At 71.5% G+C, this 24676-nt stretch carries 19 protein-coding genes; 9 read left to right on the plus strand and 10 right to left on the minus strand.

Annotation, left to right across the window (positions count from 1 at the left end; genetic code table 11):
* Positions 1–24: 24 nt before the first annotated feature.
* Genes ACWEGE_RS19705 through ACWEGE_RS19720 form a run of 4 tightly spaced genes read right to left on the minus strand, consistent with a single transcriptional unit; the run spans position 25 to position 3844 of the window.
* Positions 25–777 (minus strand): succinate dehydrogenase/fumarate reductase iron-sulfur subunit, encoded by a 753-nt coding sequence (locus ACWEGE_RS19705; RefSeq protein WP_043783250.1) that lies wholly within the window; start codon positions 775–777, stop codon positions 25–27.
* Complete coding sequence (locus ACWEGE_RS19710) at positions 774–2690, minus strand: fumarate reductase/succinate dehydrogenase flavoprotein subunit (RefSeq protein WP_449661887.1); 1917 nt, start codon at positions 2688–2690, stop codon at positions 774–776. Before ACWEGE_RS19710 ends, ACWEGE_RS19705 begins: the two co-directional genes overlap by 4 nt.
* 45 nt (positions 2691–2735) lie before the next feature.
* Complete coding sequence (locus ACWEGE_RS19715) at positions 2736–3560, minus strand: hypothetical protein (RefSeq protein ID WP_449661888.1); 825 nt, start codon at positions 3558–3560, stop codon at positions 2736–2738.
* A complete protein-coding gene (locus ACWEGE_RS19720) occupies positions 3557–3844 on the minus strand; it encodes a hypothetical protein (protein WP_003054488.1) in 288 nt (95 codons plus the stop codon). The genes ACWEGE_RS19715 and ACWEGE_RS19720 overlap by 4 nt, the downstream gene beginning before the upstream one ends.
* A 252-nt stretch (positions 3845–4096) precedes the next feature.
* Here ACWEGE_RS19720 and edd point away from each other — a divergent pair, with 252 nt between their 5' ends.
* The 4 genes from edd (at position 4097) to ACWEGE_RS19740 (ending at position 10110) form a co-directional block, all read left to right on the plus strand.
* Positions 4097–5986: a phosphogluconate dehydratase gene (edd, locus tag ACWEGE_RS19725; protein ID WP_449661889.1), complete on the plus strand. Its 1890-nt coding sequence runs from the start codon at positions 4097–4099 to the stop codon at positions 5984–5986.
* Complete coding sequence (gene eda, locus ACWEGE_RS19730) at positions 5983–6588, plus strand: bifunctional 4-hydroxy-2-oxoglutarate aldolase/2-dehydro-3-deoxy-phosphogluconate aldolase (RefSeq protein ID WP_449661890.1); 606 nt, start codon at positions 5983–5985, stop codon at positions 6586–6588. The genes edd and eda overlap by 4 nt, the downstream gene beginning before the upstream one ends.
* Positions 6589–6803: 215 nt before the next feature.
* Positions 6804–8771, plus strand: a complete 1968-nt coding sequence (locus ACWEGE_RS19735) for a PEP/pyruvate-binding domain-containing protein (protein WP_449661891.1) — start codon at positions 6804–6806, stop codon at positions 8769–8771.
* A gap of 19 nt (positions 8772–8790) precedes the next feature.
* Positions 8791–10110 (plus strand): MFS transporter, encoded by a 1320-nt coding sequence (locus ACWEGE_RS19740; RefSeq protein ID WP_449661892.1) that lies wholly within the window; start codon positions 8791–8793, stop codon positions 10108–10110.
* A 395-nt stretch (positions 10111–10505) separates the two neighbouring features.
* On the opposite strand, the gene ACWEGE_RS19745 is transcribed toward ACWEGE_RS19740, so the two are convergent.
* The 4 genes from ACWEGE_RS19745 to ACWEGE_RS19760 all read right to left on the minus strand — a co-directional run bounded on the left by ACWEGE_RS19745 (position 10506) and on the right by ACWEGE_RS19760 (position 14477).
* Complete coding sequence (locus tag ACWEGE_RS19745) at positions 10506–11033, minus strand: regulatory protein RecX (RefSeq protein WP_449662024.1); 528 nt, start codon at positions 11031–11033, stop codon at positions 10506–10508.
* A gap of 85 nt (positions 11034–11118) precedes the next feature.
* The gene (gene recA / locus ACWEGE_RS19750; RefSeq protein WP_086845885.1) at positions 11119–12165 is read right to left on the minus strand and encodes a recombinase RecA; all 1047 of its coding nucleotides are present in this window, start codon (positions 12163–12165) and stop codon (positions 11119–11121) included.
* Between the two features lie 238 nt (positions 12166–12403).
* Positions 12404–12598: a DUF3046 domain-containing protein gene (locus ACWEGE_RS19755; protein ID WP_449661893.1), complete on the minus strand. Its 195-nt coding sequence runs from the start codon at positions 12596–12598 to the stop codon at positions 12404–12406.
* A gap of 31 nt (positions 12599–12629) precedes the next feature.
* Complete coding sequence (locus ACWEGE_RS19760) at positions 12630–14477, minus strand: Hsp70 family protein (protein WP_449661894.1); 1848 nt, start codon at positions 14475–14477, stop codon at positions 12630–12632.
* A gap of 324 nt (positions 14478–14801) precedes the next feature.
* On the opposite strand from ACWEGE_RS19760, the gene pdxA reads away from it, so the two are divergent.
* The 5 genes from pdxA (at position 14802) to def (ending at position 23203) form a co-directional block, all read left to right on the plus strand.
* Positions 14802–15830, plus strand: a complete 1029-nt coding sequence (pdxA, locus tag ACWEGE_RS19765; RefSeq protein WP_449661895.1) for a 4-hydroxythreonine-4-phosphate dehydrogenase PdxA — start codon at positions 14802–14804, stop codon at positions 15828–15830.
* A complete protein-coding gene (locus ACWEGE_RS19770; RefSeq protein ID WP_449661896.1) occupies positions 15827–17104 on the plus strand; it encodes an MFS transporter in 1278 nt (425 codons plus the stop codon). The genes pdxA and ACWEGE_RS19770 overlap by 4 nt, the downstream gene beginning before the upstream one ends.
* Positions 17076–17864 (plus strand): DeoR/GlpR family DNA-binding transcription regulator, encoded by a 789-nt coding sequence (locus ACWEGE_RS19775; protein ID WP_449661897.1) that lies wholly within the window; start codon positions 17076–17078, stop codon positions 17862–17864. The genes ACWEGE_RS19770 and ACWEGE_RS19775 overlap by 29 nt, the downstream gene beginning before the upstream one ends.
* Positions 17857–22536, plus strand: a complete 4680-nt coding sequence (locus ACWEGE_RS19780) for a DEAD/DEAH box helicase (RefSeq protein ID WP_449661898.1) — start codon at positions 17857–17859, stop codon at positions 22534–22536. Before ACWEGE_RS19775 ends, ACWEGE_RS19780 begins: the two co-directional genes overlap by 8 nt.
* Positions 22537–22702: 166 nt before the next feature.
* Complete coding sequence (def, locus tag ACWEGE_RS19785; protein ID WP_449661899.1) at positions 22703–23203, plus strand: peptide deformylase; 501 nt, start codon at positions 22703–22705, stop codon at positions 23201–23203.
* Between the two features lie 3 nt (positions 23204–23206).
* On the opposite strand, the gene ACWEGE_RS19790 is transcribed toward def, so the two are convergent.
* Both ACWEGE_RS19790 and ACWEGE_RS19795 read right to left on the minus strand, forming a co-directional pair.
* Entirely contained in the window at positions 23207–24268 is a 1062-nt protein-coding gene (locus tag ACWEGE_RS19790) for a GNAT family N-acetyltransferase (protein ID WP_449662025.1), read from the minus strand.
* A gap of 74 nt (positions 24269–24342) precedes the next feature.
* On the minus strand, positions 24343–24676 hold a 334-nt coding region (locus tag ACWEGE_RS19795; protein ID WP_449661900.1), incomplete at its 5' end, for a hypothetical protein.

Genomic DNA, 24676 nt, shown 5'->3' on the forward strand with positions numbered 1-24676 from the left:
TCCACCATGCCAGGTGGCGGTGGATCACTTGTCCCGGCGGAAGAGCTTGTTGCCCAGCCACACGATCGGGTCGTACTTGCGGTCCGCGACGCGCTCCTTCATCGGGATCAGCGCGTTGTCGGTGATGTGGATCCCCTCCGGGCACACCTCCGAGCAGCACTTCGTGATGTTGCAGTACCCCAACCCGTGCTCGTCCTGGGCCGCGTCCCGGCGGTCCGCGACGTCCAGCGGGTGCATCTCCAGTTCGGCGATGCGCATCAGGTACCGCGGCCCGGCGAAGGCCTCCTTGTTCTCCTCGTGGTCGCGCACCACGTGGCAGGTGTTCTGGCACAGGAAGCACTCGATGCACTTGCGGAACTCCTGCGAGCGCTCGACGTCCACCTGCTGCATCCGGTACTCACCCGGCTTCAGGTCCGCCGGCGGGGTGAACGACGGGATCTCACGCGCCTTCGTGTAGTTGAACGACACGTCGGTGACGAGGTCGCGGATCACCGGGAACGTCCGCATCGGCGTCACCGTGATCACCTCGTCCTCGGTGAACGTCGACATCCGCGTCATGCACAGCAGGCGCGGGCGGCCGTTGATCTCCGCCGAGCACGAGCCGCACTTGCCCGCCTTGCAGTTCCAGCGCACGGCGAGGTCCGCGGCCTGCGTGGCCTGCAGCCGGTGGATGATGTCGAGGACGACCTCGCCCTCGTTCACCTCCACCGTGAAGTCCTGCAGCCCGCCGCCGTCGGCGTCGCCGCGCCAGACCCGGAAACTCGCCTTGTAACTCATGCCTTGCTCCCGGGGTGCGTCTCGAGCTCCGCATCGGTGTAGTACTTCCCGAGTTCGCCGAACTCGAACAGCTCCAGCAGGTCCTGCCGCAGCGGCACCTGCTCCTTCACCTCGACGTCGATGTCCGGCACCACCGGGTTGTCGCCGTCGGACGCCGAGCACACGAGCAGCTTGTTGCGCCAGTTCGCTTCCATGGCCGGGAAGTCGTCGCGCGTGTGCCCGCCCCGGCTTTCGGTCCGCGTCAGCGCCGCCTTGGCGACGCACTCGCTGACCATCAGCATGTTGCGCAGGTCGATCGCGAGGTGCCAGCCGGGGTTGAACTGCCGGTGCCCTTCGACGGTGACGCGCAGGATCCGCTCCCGCAGCTCGGCGAGCTTCACCAGCGCCTGCTCGATCTCGCCCGCCTTGCGGATGATGCCGACCAGGTCGTTCATCGACTGCTGCAGCTCGGTGTGCAGGGTGTAGGGGTTCTCGGCCGAGGCACCGGCAGGCGGGTCGAACGGCGCGAGCGCCATCTTCGCCGCGGCGTCCACATCGGACTCGAGCACGGCCGGCCTGCCCTCGAGACCGGAAACGTACTCGGCCGCGCCCAGCCCGGCGCGGCGGCCGAACACCAGCAGGTCGGACAGCGAGTTGCCGCCGAGCCGGTTGGAGCCGTGCATGCCGCCCGAGCACTCGCCGGCCGCGAACAGGCCGGGCACGCTCGCCCCGGCCGTGTCCGGGTCGACCTCGATGCCGCCCATCACGTAGTGGCAGGTCGGGCCGACCTCCATCGGCTCCGCGGTGATGTCGACGTCCGCCAGCTCCTTGAACTGGTGGTACATCGACGGCAGCCGCTTGCGGATCTCCTCGGCCGGCAGCCGGCTGGCGATGTCGAGGAAGACACCGCCGTGCGGGGAGCCGCGGCCCTCCTTGACCTCGGAGTTGATCGCGCGGGCCACCTCGTCGCGCGGCAGCAGGTCCGGTGTGCGCCGGTTGCTCTCCTGGTCGGTGTACCAGCGGTCGGCTTCTTCTTCACTCTCGGCGTACTGGCCCTTGAAGACGTCGGGCACGTACTCGAACATGAACCGCTTGCCGTCGGAGTTCTTGAGCACGCCGCCGTCACCGCGCACGCCCTCGGTGACCAGGATGCCCTTGACGCTCGGCGGCCAGACCATCCCGGTCGGGTGGAACTGGACGAACTCCATGTTGATCAGCTTCGCGCCCGCCCGCAGGGCCAGCGCGTGGCCGTCGCCGGTGTACTCCCACGAGTTCGACGTCACCTTGAACGACTTGCCGATGCCGCCGGTGGCGAGCACGACCGCGGGTGCCTCGAAGAGGATGAACCGGCCGCTCTCGCGCCAGTAGCCGAACGCACCGGCGATCTTGCCGTCGGTGGTGAGCAGCTCGGTGACCGTGCACTCGGCGAAGACCTTGATCTTGGCCTCGTAGTCCCCGGTCTCGGCGAAGTCCTCCTGCTGCAGCGAAACGATCTTCTGCTGCATCGTGCGGATGAGCTCGAGGCCGGTGCGGTCACCGACGTGCGCCAGCCGCGGGTAGGTGTGCCCGCCGAAGTTGCGCTGGCTGATCCGGCCGTCGGCGGTGCGGTCGAACAACGCGCCGTACGTCTCGAGCTCCCAGACGCGGTCCGGCGCCTCCTTGGCGTGCAGCTCGGCCATCCGCCAGTTGTTGAGGAACTTCCCGCCGCGCATGGTGTCGCGGAAGTGGACCTGCCAGTTGTCGTTCGAGTTCGCGTTGCCCATGGACGCCGCGCACCCGCCCTCGGCCATCACCGTGTGCGCCTTGCCGAACAGGGACTTGCACACGACGGCGACGCGGAAGCCGCGTTCACGGGCTTCGATCACGGCGCGCAGACCGGCGCCACCGGCACCGATCACCACCACGTCGTAGCTGTGCCGTTCGACCTCGGTCATGTAGGGATTCCACCTCGGAACTGGGGACGTCTGTTGTCGAGAGAACTAGTTCACGAACCGCAGGTCCGCGATCGCGCCGCTGGCCACGAGCATGACGTAGAAGTCGGTCAGCACGAGCGTGCCGAGCGTCGTCCAGGCCAGCGCCATGTGGCGGGTGTTGAGCTTCGAGACCTTGGTCCAGATCCAGTAGCGCACCGGGTGTTTGGAGAAGTGCTTCAGCCGGCCGCCGGTCACGTGCCGGCACGAATGGCAGGAAAGCGTGTACGCCCAGAGCAGGACCACGTTGCCGAGCAGGATGATGTTGCCCAGCCCGAACCCGAAGCCGCCGGTCTTGCCGTGGAACGCCGTGATCGCGTCGTAGGTGTTGATCAGCGAGACGATCAGCGCGACGTAGAAGAAGTAGCGGTGGACGTTCTGGATGATCAGCGGCAGCCGCGTCTCGCCGGTGTACTTGGCGTGCGGTTCCGCGACGGCGCAGGCGGGCGGGGAGAACCACACCGACCGGTAGTAGGCCTTGCGGTAGTAGTAGCAGGTCAGGCGGAACCCGAGCAGGAACGGCAGCACGACGAAGCCGAGCGGGATGAACCCGGGCAGGTCGCCGAACCAGTGGCCGAAGTGGCTCGAGCCCTCGACGCAGGAGGTGGACAGGCACGGCGAGTAGAACGGCGTCAGGTAGTGGTAGTCGGGCACCCAGTAGGCGGTGCGCACGAACGACCGGACCGTCGCGTAGACGATGAACGCCGACAGTCCGAGCACGGTCAGCAGCGGCTGCAGCCACCACCGGTCCGTGCGGAGGGTGCGCTCGGCGATCCGGGCCCGCTTGGGGGCCCGGACGCCGGTGCCGACGCCGTTGTCAGCGGGAGCGCTCACCGCTGGTCGCGCTTGTAGCCGCCGACGCCTTCGTCATCGGCGCCGTGCCAGAGCGCCGGATCGTAAGGGGTGTCGGGGACGGGGACGCGCTCCGCGGCCTTCGCCTGCGCGGGCACCGCGAGGGGCACGCCGTCGAGGTCCGCGGTGTCGATGTCGAGGCGCTCGACGTCGTTGGCGAGCCGGCGCACCGCCGACGCGTCGCCGTAGCGGGAGCGCAGTGCGCCGACGCACTGCCGGAGCTGGCCGATGGTTCGCCGCAGCTCGGCGATTTCGGAGGTGGACATCATGCCTCCCGGGTCGGTGGGGCGGGCGGGGCCGGACGGCGATCACTCGCCAGTACCGACTCTGCCGCTCGTCGTGCAGTGTGACAAGTAGCACATTAGCCAAGGAGAAGTGTGGCCGGGCTCACGGGGGACGATCTTCTGAATCGATTTTGATTCGCGGTTCGCGGCAGGTAGTGTGGCCAGAGTCACGACCCAGAGGCGCCAGCGCTGCCGTCCCGCGGACCACCCCACACCAGTGATCCGGAGCCGGACATGAGCCCCACCCCCGCCACCCCGCTGCACCCGGTCGTCGCCGAAGTCACCGCGCGGATCGCCGCGCGCAGCACCGCGACCCGCACCGCCTACCTCGACCGCACGGCCGCAGCGTATGCCGAAGGCCCGGTGCGCCGCGGCCTGGCCTGCAGCAACCTCGCCCACGGGTTCGCCGCGATGGACGGCGTCGACAAGGAGGCGCTGCGGGCCGCGCGCGCTCCCGGCGTCGCGATCGTGTCGTCCTACAACGACCTGCTTTCGGCGCACCAGCCGATGCAGGAGTACCCGGCGTGGCTGAAGAAGTCCGTGCGCTCCGCCGGGGGTGTCGCCCAGTTCGCCGGCGGTGTCCCGGCCATGTGCGACGGCATCACGCAGGGGCGCGCGGGCATGGAGCTGTCGCTGTTCAGCCGCGAGGTCATCGCGATGTCGACGGCGATCGCGCTGTCGCACGACATGTTCGACGCCTCGCTGCTGCTGGGCGTCTGCGACAAGATCGTGCCCGGCCTGCTGATCGGGGCGCTGTCGTTCGGGCACCTGCCGGCGATCCTCGTGCCCGCCGGCCCGATGAACTCCGGGCTGCCGAACAAGGAGAAGGCCCGCGTCCGGCAGCTGTACGCCGAGGGCCTCGCGACCCGCGAAGACCTCCTCGACGCCGAAGCGGCGTCGTACCACTCCGCCGGCACCTGCACCTTCTACGGCACGGCCAACTCCAACCAGATGGTCGTCGAGGTGATGGGCCTGCACCTGCCCGGCGCCAGCTTCGTCCAGCCGGGTTCTTCGCTGCGCCGGGCGCTGACCGAAGAGGCCGGGCGGCGGGTCGTGGCGATTTCGCGCGGCGAGGAGTACACGCCGGTTTCGCGGATCCTCGACGAGAAGGCGTTCGTCAACGGCGTCATCGCGCTGCTGGCCACCGGCGGCTCGACCAACCACACGATGCACCTGGTCGCGATCGCCGCCGCCGCGGGCATCCAGCTGACCTGGGACGACTTCTCCGACCTCTCGGCGGTCGTGCCGCTGCTGGCGCGGGTCTACCCGAACGGCAGCGCCGACATCAACCACTTCCACGCCGCCGGCGGCATCCAGTTCCTGGTCGGCACGCTGCTCGACGCCGGGTTGCTGCACGAAGACGTGCACACGGTGGCCGGGTTCGGGCTGCACCGCTACCGCGCCGAGCCGATCCTGTCCGAGGGCGAGCTGGTCTGGCGCGACGTGCCCACCCGCAGCCTCGACGAAGAGGTCCTGCGCCCGGCGTGGCGCCCGTTCGCCGCGGACGGCGGGCTGCGGATGGTCGAGGGCAACCTCGGCCGCGCGGTGATCAAGGTGTCCGCCGTGGCGCCCGAGCACCGCGTCGTCCAGGCGCCGGCCCGGGTGTTCACCACGCAGGAGGACTTCAAGACCGCGTTCGAGGCCGGCGAGCTGGACCGGGACGTCGTCGTGGTGGTCCGGCAGCAGGGCCCGCGCGCCAACGGCATGCCGGAGCTGCACGGCCTGACCCCGGCGCTGGGCGTGCTCATGGACCGCGGGCACGCCGTGGCGTTGCTCACCGACGGCCGGATGTCGGGCGCGTCGGGCAAGATCCCGGCGGCCATCCAGGTGACACCGGAAGCCGCGGCGGGCGGCCTGATCGCCCGCGTCGCGGACGGCGACGTCATCCGCCTCGACGCCGCTTCGGGCTCGCTCGACGTGCTCGTCGGTGACGAAGAACTCGCCCGGCGCGAGCTTGTGGACTCGCCGCCGTCGGAAGCATCCTGGACCGGCACCGGCCGAGAGCTGTTCGCCGCGTTGCGCCGTGCCGTCGGCCCCGCTGACCAGGGCGCATCGGTGTTCGGCGGCTTGACGCCGGAGCACTTCGGAACGCCCGCTTTCACAACACAGGAGGTCGGTCAGTGACCACCGGTCAGGACCTGCTCGAGCTGTCCCCCGTGATGCCCGTGGTGGTGATCGAAGACGCCGCCGACGCGGTGCCCACGGCCCGGGCCCTGCTCGCCGGCGGGATCGGGGTCATCGAGCTGACCCTGCGCACCCCGGCCGCGTTGTCCGCGATCGAGCGCGTCGCCGCGGAGGTGCCGGAGATCGTCATCGGCGCCGGCACCGTCACCGCGCCCGAACACGCGAAGCAGGCGGCCGACGCGGGTGCGAAGTTCCTCGTGACGCCGGGCTGCACGGACTCGGTCGTCGACTCGTGCTTCGAGTCCGGGCTGCCGTTCCTGCCCGGCGCGAGCACGGTGTCGGAGGCGATGCGGCTGGCCGAGCGCGGGCTGACGGCGTTGAAGTTCTTCCCGGCGGAGGCGTCCGGCGGCGTCGCGTACCTGAAGTCGATCGCGGGTCCGTTGCCGTCCTTGCGCTTCTGCCCCACCGGCGGGATCACGGTGGCCTCGGCGCCGTCGTACCTGGCGCTGCCGAACGTCGGCTGCATCGGCGGCTCGTGGCTGACGGCGTCCCTCGACCCCGCGACGATCGAGAAGCTGGCCGCGGAGGCCGCCGCGCTGTAGCGGAAATCACTCCGCGTCACCGCCGTACCCGAACGGCGGAATACACGTCCGCATTCCGGGAGCACCGTTCCAGCGCGCTGGAACGGTGCTCCGAGCGGGTGTGGCGCCGGTCTCGAAAAACCGGGGTGTTCCGCTGAATGGCGCATTCACCGCACTGGTGGGACATTTACCGAGCTGTTATCGTTTCTCTTCGCTATTTCCAGCGAGGAGAATCCGTGTCCCTGACCAGCGTGGTCGCGCCCAGTCCTGCCCCCGAGGCCGTCGCCGCCCTTGTCGGCGAACGCCTTTCGGTGTCCGCACTTCACCAGCTCGGCGGCACTCTCGGCGGCTATTCCTTCGTCAAGGTCGTGGTCGACCGCGAGCAGGCGAAGATCCACTTTCTGAACAACGCGCGACATTCCTTTCACGCGATCTATATCGGGGAAGAGATCCTCGGCGTCGGCGAAGAACGCGTGCGCGCCGAGATCGACTCGTACAACGAGGCCTTCTACCACGCGCCGGACCGGCGGTTCCTGCTCGGCATTCTCGCGCTGCACCCGCAGATGCTTTCGCTGGAGACGGTCGAGGTCGACACCATGCCGGCCGCGCTGATCCGGGAATTCCACGCCTTCGTCGCCCAGTACGTGGACCCGTCGCTCCCGCTGCTGTTCAAGCCGGCCAACCAGCTGCAGGAGCGGATCGTCCGGGAGATCCCGGCGGGCGAGCTGCCGCGCGTCTTCGCGCACGAGCTGTTCTCCACGGCGCCGTTCGTGCCGCTGAACCCGGGCACGGCGGTCGGGCGGCTGCGCGCGTTCCGCAGCGAGGCCGAGTACCGGGCCGCGACGCTGGACTGGACCGACATCATCGTGATGGACCGCGTGCCCGACGACATCCCGCGGCTGGCGGGGATCCTCAACGCCCGGCACACGACGCCGTTGTCGCACACCAACGTCCTCGCCACCGGCTGGCAGATCCCCAACGCCGTCCAGCTCGGCGCGCTGGCCGAGGTCGAACGCCGCGGGCTCGACGGCAAGTGGGTCGAGTACACAGTGGACGCGCAGGCTCTGTCGCTGCGCGAGGTCGACGAGCCGGCCGACGCGGCGCCGCCGTCCTGGTACGCCCAGCGCGTCACCCTGGAGCAGCCGGAAGCCGAGCACAGCCCGATCGTGAACCTCGCCCGGCTGCGCGCGGCCGACCGGCACCGCTACGGCACCAAGGCGGCCAACCTCGGCGAGCTGCACCACGTGCTGGCGCACGGATCGCAGCGGCTGCTCGGCTTCTACCGGGTGCCGCGGCCGCCGCGGGACAACCTGCTGCCGTACCTGGCCCGGCTGCTGGACGTCCCGCTCGACGCCGACCTTGCGGCGGCGGTCCGCCGGCTGCTCGACGAGCACGTCCGCGTGCCGCGCGGGATCGCGCTGCCGTTCTCGCTGCAGCGGCGGTTCCTGGAGTCGTCGCCGCGGATCCAGCAGGCCATCGGCAAGCTGAAGATGGCCCTCGAGCTGGACGCACGCGAGATCGAGCCGCTGTGCGTCGAGCTGCAGGGCCTGATCCGGTCGGCACGCCTGCCGGGCGCGCTCGCCGGGGAGATCGACTCCGCGCTGGTGTCGCAGTTGGCCGGGGTGCGGGCGTTCGTCGTGCGCAGTTCGTCGAACGCCGAGGACCTCGCCGGGTTCTCGGCCGCCGGGATCTACGAGTCGCACAACCACGTCACGACGGCCGAGCGGATTTTCGCCAGTGTCAAGGAGGTCTGGGCGTCGCTGGTGTCGGTGCGCAGCGTCCGGCTGCGGCAGCAGGCCGGGATCTCCCTCGACGAGTGCTACATGGGTGTGGTGATCCAGGAGCAGGTCGCGGCGGACTTCGGCGGGGTGCTGGTGACGACGAACCCGATGAACCGCGCGGACTTCCGCACGGTGTACGTCAACGTGTCGCCGCGCGTGACGGACGTCGTCGACGGTTCGGCCCTGCCGATGCAGTACCTGTACTCGACGGTCGAGGGCGGCGGCCGCACGCTGTCACTGGGCGACGCGCCCACGGACCTCGACGCGCGGGCCCACGACCAGCTGCAACGGCTGGCGATCGCCGGCCGCCTGCTGCAGGGCCATTTTTCGCCCGACTACACGTTCGACGCACCGGTGGACATCGAGTGGCTCGCCGACGGCGAGCACCTCCACCTCGTGCAGCTGCGCCCCTATTCGGCCTGACTTCCCGGGAGACACGATCATGCTGGGCCTCCGTCTGCCCGCGAAACCCGCCGTTCAGCGCGCCGTCCGGCTGACCTACGGGTTCCAGTTCTTCTTCGGCCTGCTGCTGTGGGTACCGATCTTCTACTCGTACCAGAAGCTCATCGGCCTGTCCGACGGCGAGATCTTCGGCATCCAGAGCATTTATTACGTCGTGTTCTGCCTGCTGGAGATCCCGACCGGCCTGCTCGCCGACCGCTTCGACTACCGCACGTCCCTGACGGCGGGCGCCGGCGTGCTGGTGGCGGCGAACCTGGTGCCGGTGTTCCTGGGCTCGTACACCGGGTTCCTGGTGCACTTCGTCCTGATCGCCCTGGCCCGCTCGCTGGTGTCCGGAGCGCAGAGCGCGTACCTGTACGAGTACCTGCACGCGTCCGGCGAGGGAGAGCACTACCTGCGTGTGGAGGGCGTCGGCCGCGCGTACAGCCTGGTCGGCAAGATCGTGTTCTGGCCGGTGATCGGCCTGCTGATGTCCTGGAGCCTCCCCTCGCCGTACTGGCTGACGGCGATCAACGCGGCCATCGCCCTCGTCTTCGCACTCAAGCTCCCCCCGATCCCGGGCGGCCGCCGAGTGACGGGCAAGACGGCATCCCTGGTCGCCGGAGTCGGCGGCGCGCTGTCCGCGCTGAGGTCGTCCCGCTGGCTGGTGCTGCTGATGGTGCAGGGCGTCGCGATGTTCACGTTGGTGCGCATCTGCCAGGTGAACCTGTTCCAGCCGATCCTGGAGTCGAAGACGGTACCGGTGAACTGGTACGGCGCGGTCCTGGCCGCGATGACGGTCTTCGAGGCCCTGGGAGCGGCCCGCCCCCACCGGCTCCGCCGCGCAATCGGCCCGGTGGGCTCGGTGTTCACGCTGACGATGGTGATGGCGCTGTGCCTCGGAGCAATCGTGTTCGCCGGTTCCTTCCCGGCGGTGGTGCTGCTGTGCGTCTTCGCGGTGGCGACGGGGATCGCGTTCCCGGTCCAGAAGCAGTTGCTGAACGACTCCATCCCGGATTCCCGCTACCGTGCGACGCTCCTGTCCATGGAGTCCATTGTGGACCGAGCGGTGTGCGCCCTGGTCGCGGTGGCGCTGGGCGCGTACTTGGCGGCCGGGCAGCTGAACGAGTTCCTGCTGCTGACGGCGGTGGTGACGTGCATCGCGATGGCGCTGCTCGCGTTGCTGCTGCTGGCGGTCCGCAAGCACCGCTCGGACAGGAGGGTGCCGTCGGCCCGCCGTCCGGACCAGACCGGCGAGAACCAAGTTTCCTTTGCCACCAAGGAATTCGGAGCGCGCCAGAGGGGCGAAGTCCGCCACTGACCAACCGGCCCCGGACGCTGGTGCTCGGCGGCCGCTGCCCAGCACCAGCACTCGCACACCTCACGGCCGCCGCCCGGCCGCAGCGTCAGGCCAACCGCCCGAACCGCTCCACCAGGCCGGTGGTCGCACACCGGCCCGGGCGTCACCGCGACCGTGGCCACCGCGAAGCCGGCCGCGCCGCTCGAGCCGCCCGCCTGCCGCCGCACAGCCGCAGCGTCAGGCCGGGCATGACCAACCGCCCGAACCGCTCCCGCACGCCGCCAGGCCGGTTCACACACCGGCCTGGGCGTCACCCGCGACCGTGGCCGCCACAAAGCCGGCCGCGCCACACCATCCAAGCCACCAGCCCACCCCGCCAATCCGGGGCCGCAACCACCGAGCCGCCGCCGGTGCGGTCAGTCGATGACCGCGTCGTCGAGCAGGGTGGACTCCGCGCCGTACGCGCGGAGTTCCTCCCTGATCACGGTGTAGGCCAGCCCCTGCGGGTAACCCTTGCGCGCGAGGAAGCCGAGCAGCCGCCGCAGGGCGGTCTGTTCGTCGACGTTGCCGAGCGAGCCGAGGCGCTTGCGGACCAGTTCCCTGGCCATCTGCTCCTCGGACTCGCGATCGACCTCGCCGGCCGCCTGCGCGGCGACCTCGCCGTCGACGCCCTTGCGCCGCAGCTCGGCCACCAGCGCGGTGCGGGACAGGCCTTGGTTCGCGTGCCGGGACTTCACCCACAGCTGGGCGAACTCCTCGTCGTTGACCAACCCCGCGCGGTCGAGCTTGCCGAGCAGGGTTTCGCAGGTCTGTTCGTCGAACCCCTTGCGGTGCAACGCCTGCCGCAGTTCTTCCTGGGTCCGCGGCCGAGCGGCCAGGAGATCGAAGCAGATCTCCTTGGCCTTCTTGTACCGCTCCTCAGGAGGAAGCTCGGCCGGCGGCACCTTGGGCGCCCTGACCACCTCGATCACTCCTCGTCTTCACGCCCACCGCGGACCGCGACCGCGGCGGGCTTTCCGCACCGCGCGCTCAGAAGTCGACCGGCGCCGGAACCGCCTCGACAGCGGCCGCGTCGAGCTGCGGGCCGATGCCGAGCTTCTCCTTGATCCGCTTCTCGATCTCGTTGGCGATGTCCGGGTTGTCGCGCAGGAACCGGCGCGCGTTCTCCTTGCCCTGGCCGAGCTGGTCGCCCTCGTAGGTGTACCAGGCACCGGACTTGCGCAGGATGGACTGGTCGACACCCATGTCGATGAGCGAACCCTCGCGGGAGATGCCCTGGCCGTACAGGATGTCGAACTCGGCCTGCTTGAAGGGCGGGGCCACCTTGTTCTTGACGACCTTGACGCGGGTGCGGTTACCGACCGCCTCGCCGCCGTCCTTCATCGTCTCGATGCGGCGCACGTCCAGCCGGACCGACGCGTAGAACTTCAGCGCCTTACCACCGGTGGTCGTCTCCGGGGAGCCGAACATGACGCCGACCTTCTCGCGGAGCTGGTTGATGAAGATCGCCGTGGTGCCCGAGTTGGACAGCGCACCGGTGATCTTCCGCAGCGCCTGGCTCATCAGGCGGGCCTGGAGGCCGACGTGCGAGTCACCCATCTCGCCTTCGATTTCCGCGCGCGGCACGAGCGCGGCCACGGAGTCGATGACCAGGATGTCGAGCGCGCCGGAGCGGATCAGCATGTCCGCGATCTCCAGCGCCTGCTCACCGGTGTCCGGCTGGGAGACCAGCAGCGCGTCGGTGTCGACGCCGAGGGCCTTGGCGTACTCCGGGTCGAGTGCGTGCTCCGCGTCGATGAACGCCGCGATGCCGCCGGCGCGCTGCGCGTTCGCCACCGCGTGCAGGGCGACCGTCGTCTTACCGGAGGATTCCGGGCCGTAGATCTCGACGACCCGGCCGCGGGGCAGCCCGCCGATGCCGAGGGCGACGTCGAGGGCGATCGAGCCGGTGGGGATCACGGCGATGGGCGGCCGGGTGTCCTCGCCGAGGCGCATCACCGAGCCCTTGCCGTACTGCTTGTCGATCTGCGCGAGCGCGAGCTCGAGCGCCTTGTCCTTGTCGGGTGCTGCAGGCATGGAAGTCCACCTCGCTGGTCGAAGCCCCGTCTCTCGGGGGCTCTGTGTCGGTTCTTCAGCTGTCCGGTCCGACGCTAGCGGCGGGGACCGACAATTCCAGGCGCGGCGCCCAATCTGTGGATCGCTGGACCCGATGTGGACAACACCTTAGACGAACACCTGTTCGAGGTCGGCAGCGACACACCCTTGCGCCGGGATTTTCGCCCGCCCGGGTCGCCGCTGCCCGGACAGTCCCAGGTCAGCGCCGTTCGGCCGGGACGTCGAAGGCGTCGCAGACCTCGCGCCAGATCTCCTTCGCCGGGACTCCGGCGGTCAGCGCCTGGTCGACGGTGCGCCCGCCGAGCCCGCTCAGGACGTGGTCCCTGGCCAGCACCTGGGCCCGCCCGGGCCCGAACTCCTCGGCCATCAGCCGCCGGAAAACCGTGATCCGCATCGGGCCCACTCTAACCGGCGGTCGCGAACGGCTACCGGCCCGGCTGGACGCTCGCTTCGAAGTAGTCGGCCAGCGTGCCGGGCGTGGTCGCCGCCGCCTGGTCGCTCGTGTTCAGCTGGTAGATGAACCCGGCCAGCGGCCGGTCCGAAACCGTGAACACGAGCACCGCCGACGCCTTCCCCGCGGCCGACGAGTAGTGCCCCTTGAGCCCGTTGCCGCCCCAGTCGGCCTCGGTGCGGTCGCCGCCCGCCGAGGCGAGCAGGCCGTCGGTGTACTGCTTGAGCGCGTCGGCGCTGTCGCCGTGGACGTAGGTCACCTGCGTGCCCGCGCGGCCCGGCGCGGAGCAGGTCGAGGCAGCCCCCAGGCTCTTCGCCGGCGCCGCCGGGCCGTTGCCCATGCCCTGCTTGCAGTCGCCGGTGTCGGCGATCTTCCCGGCGAGCTGGCGCAGGCACCCCGTGAAGCCCTTGTCGTCCGGCCGGCCCGGCGTCTTGCACTGGTCCGCGGTGTAGGTCGTCACCGAGGACGACGACGTGAGGAACAACGTCACCCCCACCGCGAGCGCCACGACGACCGCGGCCGCGATCCCGATCAGCAGCTTCTTCTTCCCGCCGGGCTTCGGCTCGGCCTTCTCCGGCGCGGGCGAGTACGCCGGGAAGTTCGACGGCACCGGCTGCGGGCCGCTGGGCGGGAAGTTCGACGGCGCGTAACCGGGGTACTGCGGTGGCGGAGGCGGCGGCGCGTACTGCGAGCGGTGCGGCGGCGCACCCGCGGCCACCGCCCCTTCGACGTTCTGGGTGCGCACGGACAGCCCGTCGCGGGCCACGTGCTGCGCACCGAGCGCGACGGCGGTCTCCGGCTGGTCGAGGCTGCCCGGCACGACGCCGAGCTTCTCCGCGATCATGGCGCCGACCAGCGGAAGGCGGCTCGACCCGCCGACGAGGTAGATGCCGGCCAGCCGGTCCGGGGTCAGCCCCGACGACCGCAGCGTCCGCGACAGCAGTTCGACGCTGCGCAGCATCGCCGGGCGGACCAGGCCTTCCAGCTCGCCGCGCGTGACGAGGACGTCCTTGAACGGCTCGGGCATCGGCACCTCGGTCTGCGGGTGCCGCGACAGCGCCTCCTTGGCCGCCTTGACGTCCTCCTGCAGCGCGCGCCGGGTGCGCCGGTCGGCGGTGGACTCCGGGCGCAGCAGCCGCTGCCAGCGCTGCGGGTCGGAGTGCGACACCTCGCGCCCGACGTGCACCATCAGCGCCTGGTCGACGTCGAGGCCGCCGAGGTCGGGCAGGCCGTCCTCGGCGAGCACGGTGAACCCGTTCTGCGTGGCGCCGACGACCGCGACGTCGAAGGTGCCCGCGCCGAGGTCGTAGACGGCGAGCGCCTGCCCGGGCGCCAGCGACTTGCCGGGGAACGACGCGAAGTGCGCCGCGGCGGCGACCGGCTCGGGCACCAGCAGGATGTTCGGGCCCATCCCGGCGAGCCGGGCGGCGGACATCAGCACGTTGCGGCGCGTCTGCCCCCACTGCGCGGGGTGGGTCAGCCGGACCTCGTCGGGCTGCTCGCCGCCGAGCTGGCGGGAGGTCTCTTCGAGCACGCGGCGCAGGATGGCGGCCAGCGCGTCGGTCACCGGGACGACGTCGGTGCCGAGCAGCAGGGTCTGCTCGTCGATGCGGCGCTTCGGGTTCGGCTCGAAGCGCGTCGGATCGAGGCGGGCGCGGCGCTCGGCGTCGCGGCCGACCATGATCGTGCCCTCTTCGGTGGCGAACACCGCCGACGGCATGTTGGCCGAGCCGTCCACTTCGACGACCCGGGGCGGCATGCCGTGCGCCGAAAGCACGGCGACGGTGTTGGACGTCCCGAGGTCCACCGACAGGATCCGCACAGCACTCCCCTTCGCGAAGAACACGCCCCCACGGCGCCCGCGTGATGCTGCCATGTGCGCGGTCACCGTGCGTGCGGACCCGGGAAAGTCACTGCTCCTTGACGCGGACGGCGATCAAGGTGCACGATAGTTGCACGGTTCGGTCAGTATAGTTGACCGGAATGCGCAGGACAGGAGGTCAAAGGTGATCACGGATACCCGGCGAGGCGCGCCGCCACACACTGCTGCGGCGGACGAACTTCCGACCGTCGAGCACCGTGTTCCGGGCAGGAGGACACCCCTGGAACTCCGCGATCACGTCCTGGCCACCGGAAGGAAAAACCCGTGAGCGACCTCCCCGTCCTCGCCGTCACCCTCGGCGACCCCGTCGGCATCGGCCCGGAAATCACCTTGAAGACCCTCGCCGAGCCCGAGGCCCTCCAGCTGGCCCACGGGGTGGCGGTGGGTGACGCGTTCGTGCTGGAACGCCTGGTCCGGCACCTGGGCCTGCACCTGGAGATCAACCCGATCGCCACCGTCGCCGACGCGCGGTTCACCACCGGCGTGATCGACGTGCTCAACCTCGGCGTCGTCACCGAAGACCTGCCGTGGGGTGAAGTGAACGCCACGGCGGGCGCGGCGGCGGTCGCGGCGATCGAGGTCGCGACCGGGCTTGCACTGAAGGGCGAGGTCGACGCGGTCGTGACCGCGCCGATCAACAAGGAGGCCATCTGGGCGGCGGGCTCGCGGCACCTCGGGCACACCGAGATGCTCGGCGAGCTGACCGGCTCGACCCGGTTCAACACCATGTTCTGGGTCTCCGGGCTGAAGATCTTCTTCGCCACACGGCACCTCTCCCTGCGCGAAGCGATCACCCGGATCACCCGGGAGAACATCGAGCACGCGATCCGCGAGGCGTACACGGCGCTGGAAGTCTTCGGCACGGAGAAACCGAGGCTGGCGGTGGCGGCGTTGAACCCGCACGGCGGGGAGAACGGCAAGTTCGGCGACGAGGAGATCATCGCGATCGCCCCGGCGGTCGCCGCCGCACGGGTCGCCGGGCTCGACGTGGTCGGCCCGATCCCCGCGGATTCCGTGTTCCACCAAGGGATCCAGGGCCGGTTCGACGGCGTGCTCTCGCTCTACCACGACCAGGGGCACATCGCGGCGAAGACGTTCGACTTCGACGGCACCGTGTCGGTGACGGTCGGCCTGCCGATCCTGCGCACCTCGGTCGACCACGGCACGGCGTTCGACATCGCCGGCACCGGCCGGGCGTCGCACGGCACCATGCGGGCGGCGTTCAAGGCCGCGGCGACACTGGCGCCGTACGCGCGGAAGCTGCCCGTCAGCTACCCGCCGGGCCTCCGGTGATCCCCCGCAAGCGCTGGGCGTACGTCATCCCGGTCGCGGTGGTCATGTACATGCTGGCCTACCTCGACCGCACGAACGTCGCGGTGATCCTGCCCTACATCGGCGGCGACTTCCCGTTGTCGGCCAGTGCGAAGGGGCTCGCGAGCGGCATCTTCTTCGTCGGCTACCTCGTGCTGCAGATCCCCGCGGCGGTGCTGGCGGCGAAGTGGAGCGCGCGCAAGACCGTGCTGCTGCTGATGATCGCGTGGTCGGTCGCGGCGGTGCTGTGCGGGCTGGTGCAGAACGAAACGCAGCTGCACCTGGCCCGGCTGCTGCTCGGGCTGTTCGAGGGCGGCGTGTGGCCGGCGGTGCTGATCCTGCTGGCGTCCTGGTTCCCGCAGGCGGAGCGGGCGCGGGCGAACGCGCTGTGGATGACGTGCCTGCCGATCTCGGCGATCCTCATGTCGCCGCTGTCCGGGTTCATGCTCGACCACCTGTCCTGGCGCTGGGTGTTCGTCCTGCAGGGGCTGCCGCCGCTGGTGTGGGCGCTCGTCTGGTGGTTCGCGGTGGCCGACCGGCCGGCGCGGGCCCGGTGGATCTCCCCGGCGGAACGCGAGTACCTGGAAGCCACCTTGAAGGCGGAAGAAGACGCCAAACCGGCGTTCGCGAAGCAGGGCTACCGGCAAGCGCTGGCGAATCGCCAGGTGCTCTTGCTGGTCGGCGTCTACTTCTTCTGGATCACCGGGTTCTACGGCTTCTCGCTGTGGCTGCCGTCGGTGGTGAAGACGATGACCGGCGGCTCGGCCACCGCCGTCGGCTTCCTTTCGGCCGTGCCGTACGTGCTGGCGCTGGCCGGGATGGTCGCGTGCGCCCACTGGTCGGACCGCACGGGCAACCGGCGGCTCGCGGTCACGGTGCCGCTGCTCGTCGCGATCGCCGGGCTGCTGCTGGGCAACCTCGGGCATTGGCCGGCGGCCGTGCAGCTGGTGCTGCTCTGCGTGGTGGCGACCGGCGTCTACATGCCGTACGGGCCGTTCTGGGCCATTCCCAGCCGGGTCCTCGGCCTCGAGGTGGTCGCCGTGGCGATGGGCCTGATCAACGCGCTGGGCAACCTCGGCGGGTTCACCGGGCCCTACCTGGTCGGCTGGCTCACCGACGTCACCGGCACCATGACCACCGGTTTCGTCGTACTGGCCGCGTTCCTCGCCGTGGCCGCCGGGCTGGCGTTCTTCGGGCTGAAACCCTCGACTGTGGAAGAGTCGGCGCATGTCCCAGCCGCGACCAGGCACCCGTGACCGGCGCGCGATGCTGCTGGAGGCCGTCCGCGACGGCTCCGGCGGCATCGCGGAGCTGGCCGCGGAGTTCGGCGTCTCCGAGTCGACGATCCGCCGCGACCTCGCTTCGCTCGCCGGCGCCGGGCACGTCGTCCGCACCTACGGCGGCGCGCTCGACACCGAACGCAGCCCCCGCGAGAAGGACCGGGAGCACGCGGCGGCCAAGGACGCCATCGCCCGGGAGGCCGCCGCGCTCGTCCAGGGGGGCGAGGTGGTGCTGCTCGACGCCGGCACGACCACCGGCAGGCTCGCCCACCACCTGGCCCACCGCGAGGGACTGACGGTGGTGACCAACGGCGTCACCGCGATCCGCGAGCTCGCCGGCTTCTCCGGGATCGACCTCGTCGTGCTCGGCGGCCGGCTGCGGCACTCCGACGAAGCCGTCCTCGGTGAGAGCGTGCTGGCGCAGCTGCGGCACATCTCACCCGATCGGGTGTTCTTGGGCGCGGACGGCGTGGTCGCCGACCGGGGGCTGTGCTGCCCGTCACTTGAGCAGTCGGTCGTCAAGCACGCGATGCTCCACGCGGGCGGCGAAGCGTACGTGCTGGCCGACCACTCCAAGCTGGACCAGGCCCCTTTTTCGTACTGGACGCCGCTCGACCGCGAGTACCGGCTGATCACCGACGAGCCGCGGGTGGACGTGATCTTCCCGCAGTTCGCCCAGAGCGTGATCCTGGCCGGACCGTCCGAAACTGTCGGTGGTACCGCGCATCATGAATGACGTGGCTACCGACGTGCTCGACCTCTTCTCGCCCGCGACCCGGGACTGGTTCGCGGGGGCCTTCGCCGCGCCCACCGCGGCGCAGGAAGGGGCCTGGCGAGCCGCGCACGCGGGTGAGCACGCCCTCGTCGTCGCGCCCACCGGGTCCGGCAAGACACTGTCCGCCTTCCTCTGGGCGCTGGACCGGCTCTCGGTGGAACCGCCACCGGCGGAAGCGACGAAACGCTGCCGGATCCTGTACGTCTCGCCGCTGAAGGCACTGGCGGTCGACGTCCAGCGGAACCTGCGGGCCCCGCTGGCCGGCATCTCGCAGGCCAGCCGCCGGCTCGGGCTGCCGGTGCCCGGGATCGAAGTGGGCATGCGCACCGGCGACACCACGGCGGCCGAGCGCCGCACGTTCGCCAAGACCCCGCCGGACGTGCTGGTGACCACGCCGGAGTCGCTCTTCCTCATCCTCACGTCGTCGGCCCGGGAGTCGCTGCGCGGCGTGGAGACCGTGATCGTCGACGAGGTGCACGCGGTCGCCGGCGGCAAGCGCGGTGCGCACCTGGCGCTCTCGCTGGAGCGGCTCGACGCGCTGCTGCCGAAGCCGGCGCAGCGGATCGGCCTGTCGGCGACGGTCCGCCCGATCGACGAGGTGAGCGCGTTCCTGGCCGGCGGCCGTCCGGTGCGGGTGGTCCAGCCGAAGCTGGCGAAGACCATCGAGGTCCGCGTCGAGGTCCCGGTCGAGGACATGAGCAACCTCGACGCGCCGCGCAGCGGGCCGGCGCCGAGCCCGCTCGACGCGCTGGAGTCCCTGGATTCGCTGGAGTCGCTGACCGAGGCCTTCCCGCCCGGGGACATCGCTCCGGGCGGGCTGGGCACGCTGGAGGAGATGGCCGGCAACCCCGTGCAGCGACCGTCGATCTGGCCGGCGGTCGAGGAGCGGGTGCTGAGCCTGATCCGCGCGCACCGCTCGACGATCGTCTTCGCGAACTCGCGCCGGCTCACCGAGCGGCTCACCGCCCGGCTGAACGAGCTGGCCGCCGAGCAGACCGAGCCGGCCCCGGCCGGCGCGTTCCCGGCGGAAGCCGTGGGGCAGTCCGGCGTGAGCACCGGTGCGCCGCCGGTGATCGCCCGCGCCCACCACGGGTCGATGTCGCGGGAACAGCGCACGCACGTCGAAGAGTCGCTCAAGTCCGGGCAGCTGCCGTGCGTGGTGGCGACGTCGTCGCTGGAGCTGGGCATCGACATGGGCGCGGTCGACCTGGTGGTGCAGATCGAGGCGCCGCCGACGGTGGCGTCCGGGCTGCAGCGCGTCGGCCGCGCCGGGCACCAGGTCGGCGCGGTGTCGTCCGGCGTGATGTTCCCAAAGTTCCGCGGCGACCTCGTCTCCTGCGCGGTCGTCGCCGAGCGGATGGCGAGCGGCGCGATCGAGGCGGTCCGCTACCCGCGCAACCCCTTGGACGTGCTGGCGCAGCACGTCGTCGCCATGGTGGCGCTGGAGCCGTGGACGGTGCCGGACCTGGCGTCGCTGGTCCGGCGGGCGGCCCCGTTCGCCGCACTGCCGGACGATGCCCTGCACGCGGTGCTCGACATGCTCGCCGGCCGCTACCCGAGCGAGGAGTTCGGCGAGCTGCGGGCGCGGATCACCTGGGACCGCATCGGCGGCGAGCTGCGCGGGCGGCCCGGCGCGCAGCGGCTGGCCGTCACTTCGGGCGGCACCATCCCGGACCGCGGCCTGTTCACCGTCATGACGCCGGGCGGGGACGACAAGCCGGGGTCGCGGGTCGGCGAGTTCGACGAGGAAATGGTGTACGAGTCGCGCGTCGGCGACACCATCCTGCTGGGCACGTCGTCGTGGCGGATCACCGACATCACGCACGACCGCGTCATCGTGGTGCCGGCGCCGGGCGAACCGGCGCGGATGCCGTTCTGGAAGGGTGACGCGCCGGGCCGCCCGCTGGAACTGGGCCGGGCGCTGGGGAAGTTCGTCCGCGAGCTGTCCACTTCGGACGAAAAGAAGGCGCGCGAGCGGGCGGAGGCGGCGGGGCTGGACGAGCGGGCGTGCGACAACCTGCTCGCCTACCTGGCCGAGCAGAAGGCCGCCACCCGGCACGTCCCGAACGACCGGACGATCCTCTTGGAGCGCTACCGCGACGAGCTCGGCGACTGGCGGATCGTCGTGCACTCGCCGTTCGGCGCGCAGGTGAACGCACCGTGGGCGCTGGCGATCGCCGCGCGGCTGCGGGAAAACCGCGGGGTGGACGCGCAGGTGGCGCACTCCGACGACGGCATCGTCCTGCGGCTGCCGGACGCGCTGGACGCCGAGGGCGGCGAGGTCACCATCGGCGCGGACGACGTGCTGCTCGACCCCGAGGAGGTCGAGCAGCTGATCGTCGCCGAGGTCGGCGGCTCGGCCGTGTTCGCCGCACGGTTCCGGGAGTGCGCGGCCCGGTCGCTGCTGCTGCCCCGCCGCGACCCGCGGCGGCGGACTCCGTTGTGGCAGCAGCGGCAGCGCGCGTCGCAGCTGCTCTCGGTCGCGGCGAAGTACGAGCGGTTCCCGGTCGTGCTGGAGGCGATGCGGGAGGTCCTGCAGGACGTCTACGACGTCGGCGGCCTGCGCGAGCTGATGGCCGACGTCCGGTCCCGCAAGGTCCGGCTGGTGGAGGTCGAAACGCCGGCCGCGTCGCCGTTCGCGCGCAGCCTGCTCTTCGGCTACATCGGGATGTTCCTGTACGAGACGGACGCACCGCTGGCCGAGCGGCGGGCGGCGGCGCTGTCGCTGGATTCGGCGCTGCTGGCCGAGCTCCTGGGCACCGAGGCGATCCGGGAGCTGCTGGATCCCGAAGCCGTCGCCGAAGTGGAACGGTCGCTGCAGCGGCTCGACCCGGAACGGCACGCGCGCTCGGCCGAGGACGCCGCCGATCTGCTGCGGTTCCTCGGCGACCTGACCGTCGAGGAGGCCGCGGAGCGCGGGATCGAGGCCGGGTGGCTCACCGAACTCGAAGCGGCGCGGCGGGCGATCCGGGTGCGGATCGGCGGCGCGGAACGGTTCCTGGCGATCGAGGACGCCGGCCGGGTGCGTGACGCGTTGGGCACCGCCCTGCCGGTGGGCGTGCCGGAGGCGTTCACCGAACCGGTGGCGGATCCGCTCGGGGACCTGCTGTCGCGCTACGCCCGGAGCCGGGGTCCGTTCGCGGCGGCGGACGCGGCCGCGCGGTTCGGGCTCGGCACCGCGGTCGTCACCGGGGTGCTCGACCGGATGACCGGCGAAGGCCGCCTGGTGCGCGGCGAGCTGAGCCCGGTCGGGCACCCGGAGACCCACGGCGTCGGCGTCGAGTACTGCGATGCGGCGGTGCTGCGCCGGTTGCGCCGGGCGTCGCTGGCGAAGCTGCGCGCCGAAGTCGAGCCGGTCGAGCCGGCGGCGCTGGGCCGGTTCCTGCCAGCGTGGCACGGGTTCGGCGGCCGCGTCCGGGCGGCCCCGACCGCGGACGACGTGCTGTCGGTGGTGGAGCAGCTCGCCGGGGCACCGTTGCCGGCGAGCGCGGTGGAGTCGCTGATCCTGCCCGGTCGGCTGCCGGGCTACTCCCCCGCGTTGCTGGACGAGCTGACGACGGCGGGCGAGGTCACGTGGGCGGGCTGCGGCGCGCTGTCCGGCGGTGACGGCTGGATCGCCCTCGCCCCGACGGACGTCGCCGACCTCCTGCTGCCCGAAGTCGTCGAGGACATCCCGACCGGTCCGCTGCACGACGCCATCGTGTCCACTTTGGAGGGTGGCGCGCTGTTCTTCCGCCAGCTGGTGGACCGCGCGACGGTGCTGGTGGACAAGGCCCCGAACGACGCCGAGGTGGTGGCGGCGCTGTGGGACCTGGTCTGGGCCGGGCTGGTCACCGGCGACACCCTGGGCCCGCTGCGGGCCCAGGTCGCCGGGCACGGCGCGCACAAGCCCCGGCGCCAGGCACCCCGCGGCCGGTACGCCCGGCTGCGGGCGGGGCGGCCGCAGATGCCGTCGCGGTCCGGACCCCCGACGGTCGCGGGCCGGTGGGCGCTGACCCCGCCCCGCGAAACCGACGCAACCCGGCGCGCCCACGCGCGCACAGAAGCATTCCTGGAGCGCCACGGAGTCCTGACCCGCGGCGCGCTCGACACCGAACGCGTGACGGGCGGGTTCTCCGGGATCTACAAGGTCCTGCGGGGCATGGAGGACACGGGCCAGGTGATCCGCGGATACGTCGTGGAGGGCCTCGGCGCGGCCCAGTTCGCGGCGAAGGGCGCGGTGGACCGCTTGCGGGCGCTGTCGGGCCCGGGCCGCCCGGCACCGGGCCGTCCGGTGGTCCTCGCGGCGGCGGACCCGGCCCAGCCGTACGGCGCCGCCCTCCCCTGGCCGGCGGCAACGGGCGACACGAAGCACCGCCCCGCCCGCAAGGCGGGCGCGCTGGCGGTGCTGGTGGACGGGGTCCCGGCGCTGTACGTGGAGAGAGGAGGCCGGTCCCTGCTGAGTTTCACGGAGGAGCGCCAGCCGTTGTCGGAGGCGGCCCAGGCCTTGTCGGCCGCGGTCCGCGAGGGCTGGCTGGGCCAGCTGTCGGTCCAGCGCGCGGACGGCGAGCAGGCGCTGACGTCGGAGCTGGCGGAGGTGCTCCAGGAGGCAGGCTTCCGGGCCACCCCCTCCGGCCTGCGGCTGCGCGCCTGAGAAGGCACCTCCCGGCAGCCGGGGCCGCACGCCGGAAGCCGGCCGACCGCTGAGAGCCGAGCCGCGCGCCGGAACTCCTGGTCGGAGCCGGTCGGCGATTGCCGCGCGACCGCGCTCCGCGCTGCCCTAAGCTGCCAGTCCGACACGCACGAAGGATGTTCTGCTCATGGCGATGCGCGAACTGCGCTATTTCGGGGACCCGATCCTCAAGTCCGTCTGCGATCCGGTCACCGTGTTCGACGAGAAGCTCGAAGCGCTCGTGCGCGATCTGGTCGACTCCGTCAAGCCCGCCGGGCGGGCCGGGCTGGCGGCGCCGCAGATCGGCGTCGGGCTTCGCGTTTTCAGCTATGACGTTGCCGGGCTGACCGGGTACGTCGTCAATCCCGAGATCGTCGAACTGTCCGAGGAAACGCACGAGATCAACGAAGGCTGCCTGTCGGTGCCGGAGCTGTGGTTCCCCACCAAACGGGCGAAGCACGCGAAGGTCCGCGGCGTCGACGTCCACAACGAACCCGTCGAGGTCGAAGGCGAAGACGTGCTGGCCCAATGCCTGCAGCACGAGACCGATCACCTCGACGGCATTCTCTACCTGGACAGGCTCACCGCCGAGCGCAAGAAGTCCGCCATGCGTGAAGCGCGCGACAAAGACTGGTTCTGGAAGCGCTGAACCTCAGGCCGGCAGGAACATCCGCAGCCGGGCGCCGTCCTCGGTGCTGCGTTCCGTGCGCAGGCCGGCCCGGGCCGCCGTGCGGGGCAGGATGTCGTCGCCCACCAGGGAGTCCGCGGACAGCTCCGTGATGCCCTGGGCCTCGGCCAGCACCGCGAGCCGGGCCAGGAGGGCCGTGCCGATTCCCTGCCGCTGCCAGTCGTCCTCCACCAGGAGGGAAATCTCGGCGCCTCCCGTGACCATCGGGATGAGCTGGGCCAGGCCGATCACCTCGCGGCCGAAGACGGCGAGCACGCTCGTGCCGCGCGGGGGCACCAGCAGCCGGTGCAGGCGGCGGCGCGGCACCGTGCGCACTCCCGTGTGGTAGCGCCGGAACAGCGTGGCCATCGAGCAGCGGCGGTGCAGTTCGGCCACCGCGTCGGCGTCGCCGGGAACGCCCTTGCGCAGGACGATCGCCGCGCCGTCCGGGCGGTCGAGGACCACCGGGCCGGCCGCGTTCCGGGCCGCCGCCGCGAGCAGCTTCACCAGCGCTTCGGCGCGGGTCAGCTCGAGCTGCACGAACGGCGCCCACTGGCGGCGCGCCACCAGCGAGCTACCCCCGGCCAGCGCGAACACGGCCCGGTGCCCGCTCTCCGTGCGCGCCGGGTTGGCCTCGGCGGCGGGGACGAGCGTGACGACGTCCGCGGCCAGGACGTCCTTCAGCACTTCGGCGAGGCGGGTGGGGTCGTCGATCGCGCGGCGGGCCGCGAGCAGCGTCGACGCGGAGGGGTCGACCAGGTCGTGGACGTCGGCGTCGATGATCGCCGTGCACTCGCAGCCCTCGGCGCGGATGGCGTCGACCAGGTGCCGCCGGGGCAGGCCGGTCGCCGGGCGCAGCACGATCTCGTCGAGCACGCCGCCCGGCACCGGCAGCACGGACAGGCCGAGGATGTTGCACTCGAGGTCGGCGAGCCGGATGGCGATGCGGGCGAGGGTGCCCGGGTGGTCGTGCATCCGGATCCGCACCCGCCAAGCCGACGGCGCAGCCGGCTCCTCGACGACGGCCGCCCGGCCGGGCTGGGGCAACGCTCTGGAGGTCTCCATGCCCCCACGGTCCCCCGGGGTTGTTGCCTTCCCAGGACGCCGGTGTTTCGCGCAGGTCAGCGTTCGACGCGCCCCGGCAACGCCCCCGAAACACCCGCCCCGCACCACACCCCGGCCACCAACGCGACCGACCCGGCCGCCCGAGGTACCGGCGCCGGCCACCAGGCGAAGGTGCCCCGCGCCGGCAACCAGGGCGAAAGCGCCCGGCCCCCGGCAACCAGACGAACTGCACCCCGGATGCCCCGGTCCCGCTCCCGACCGGCGATCCGCGCCCCGGCGAACAGCCGCCCCAGGCGACCGGCGATCCGCGCCCCGGCGAACAGCCGCCCCAGGCGACCGGCGATCCGCGCCCCGGCGAACAGCCGCCCCAGGCGACCGGCGATCCGCGCC

The organism is Amycolatopsis sp. NPDC004747 (genome assembly GCF_053601335.1).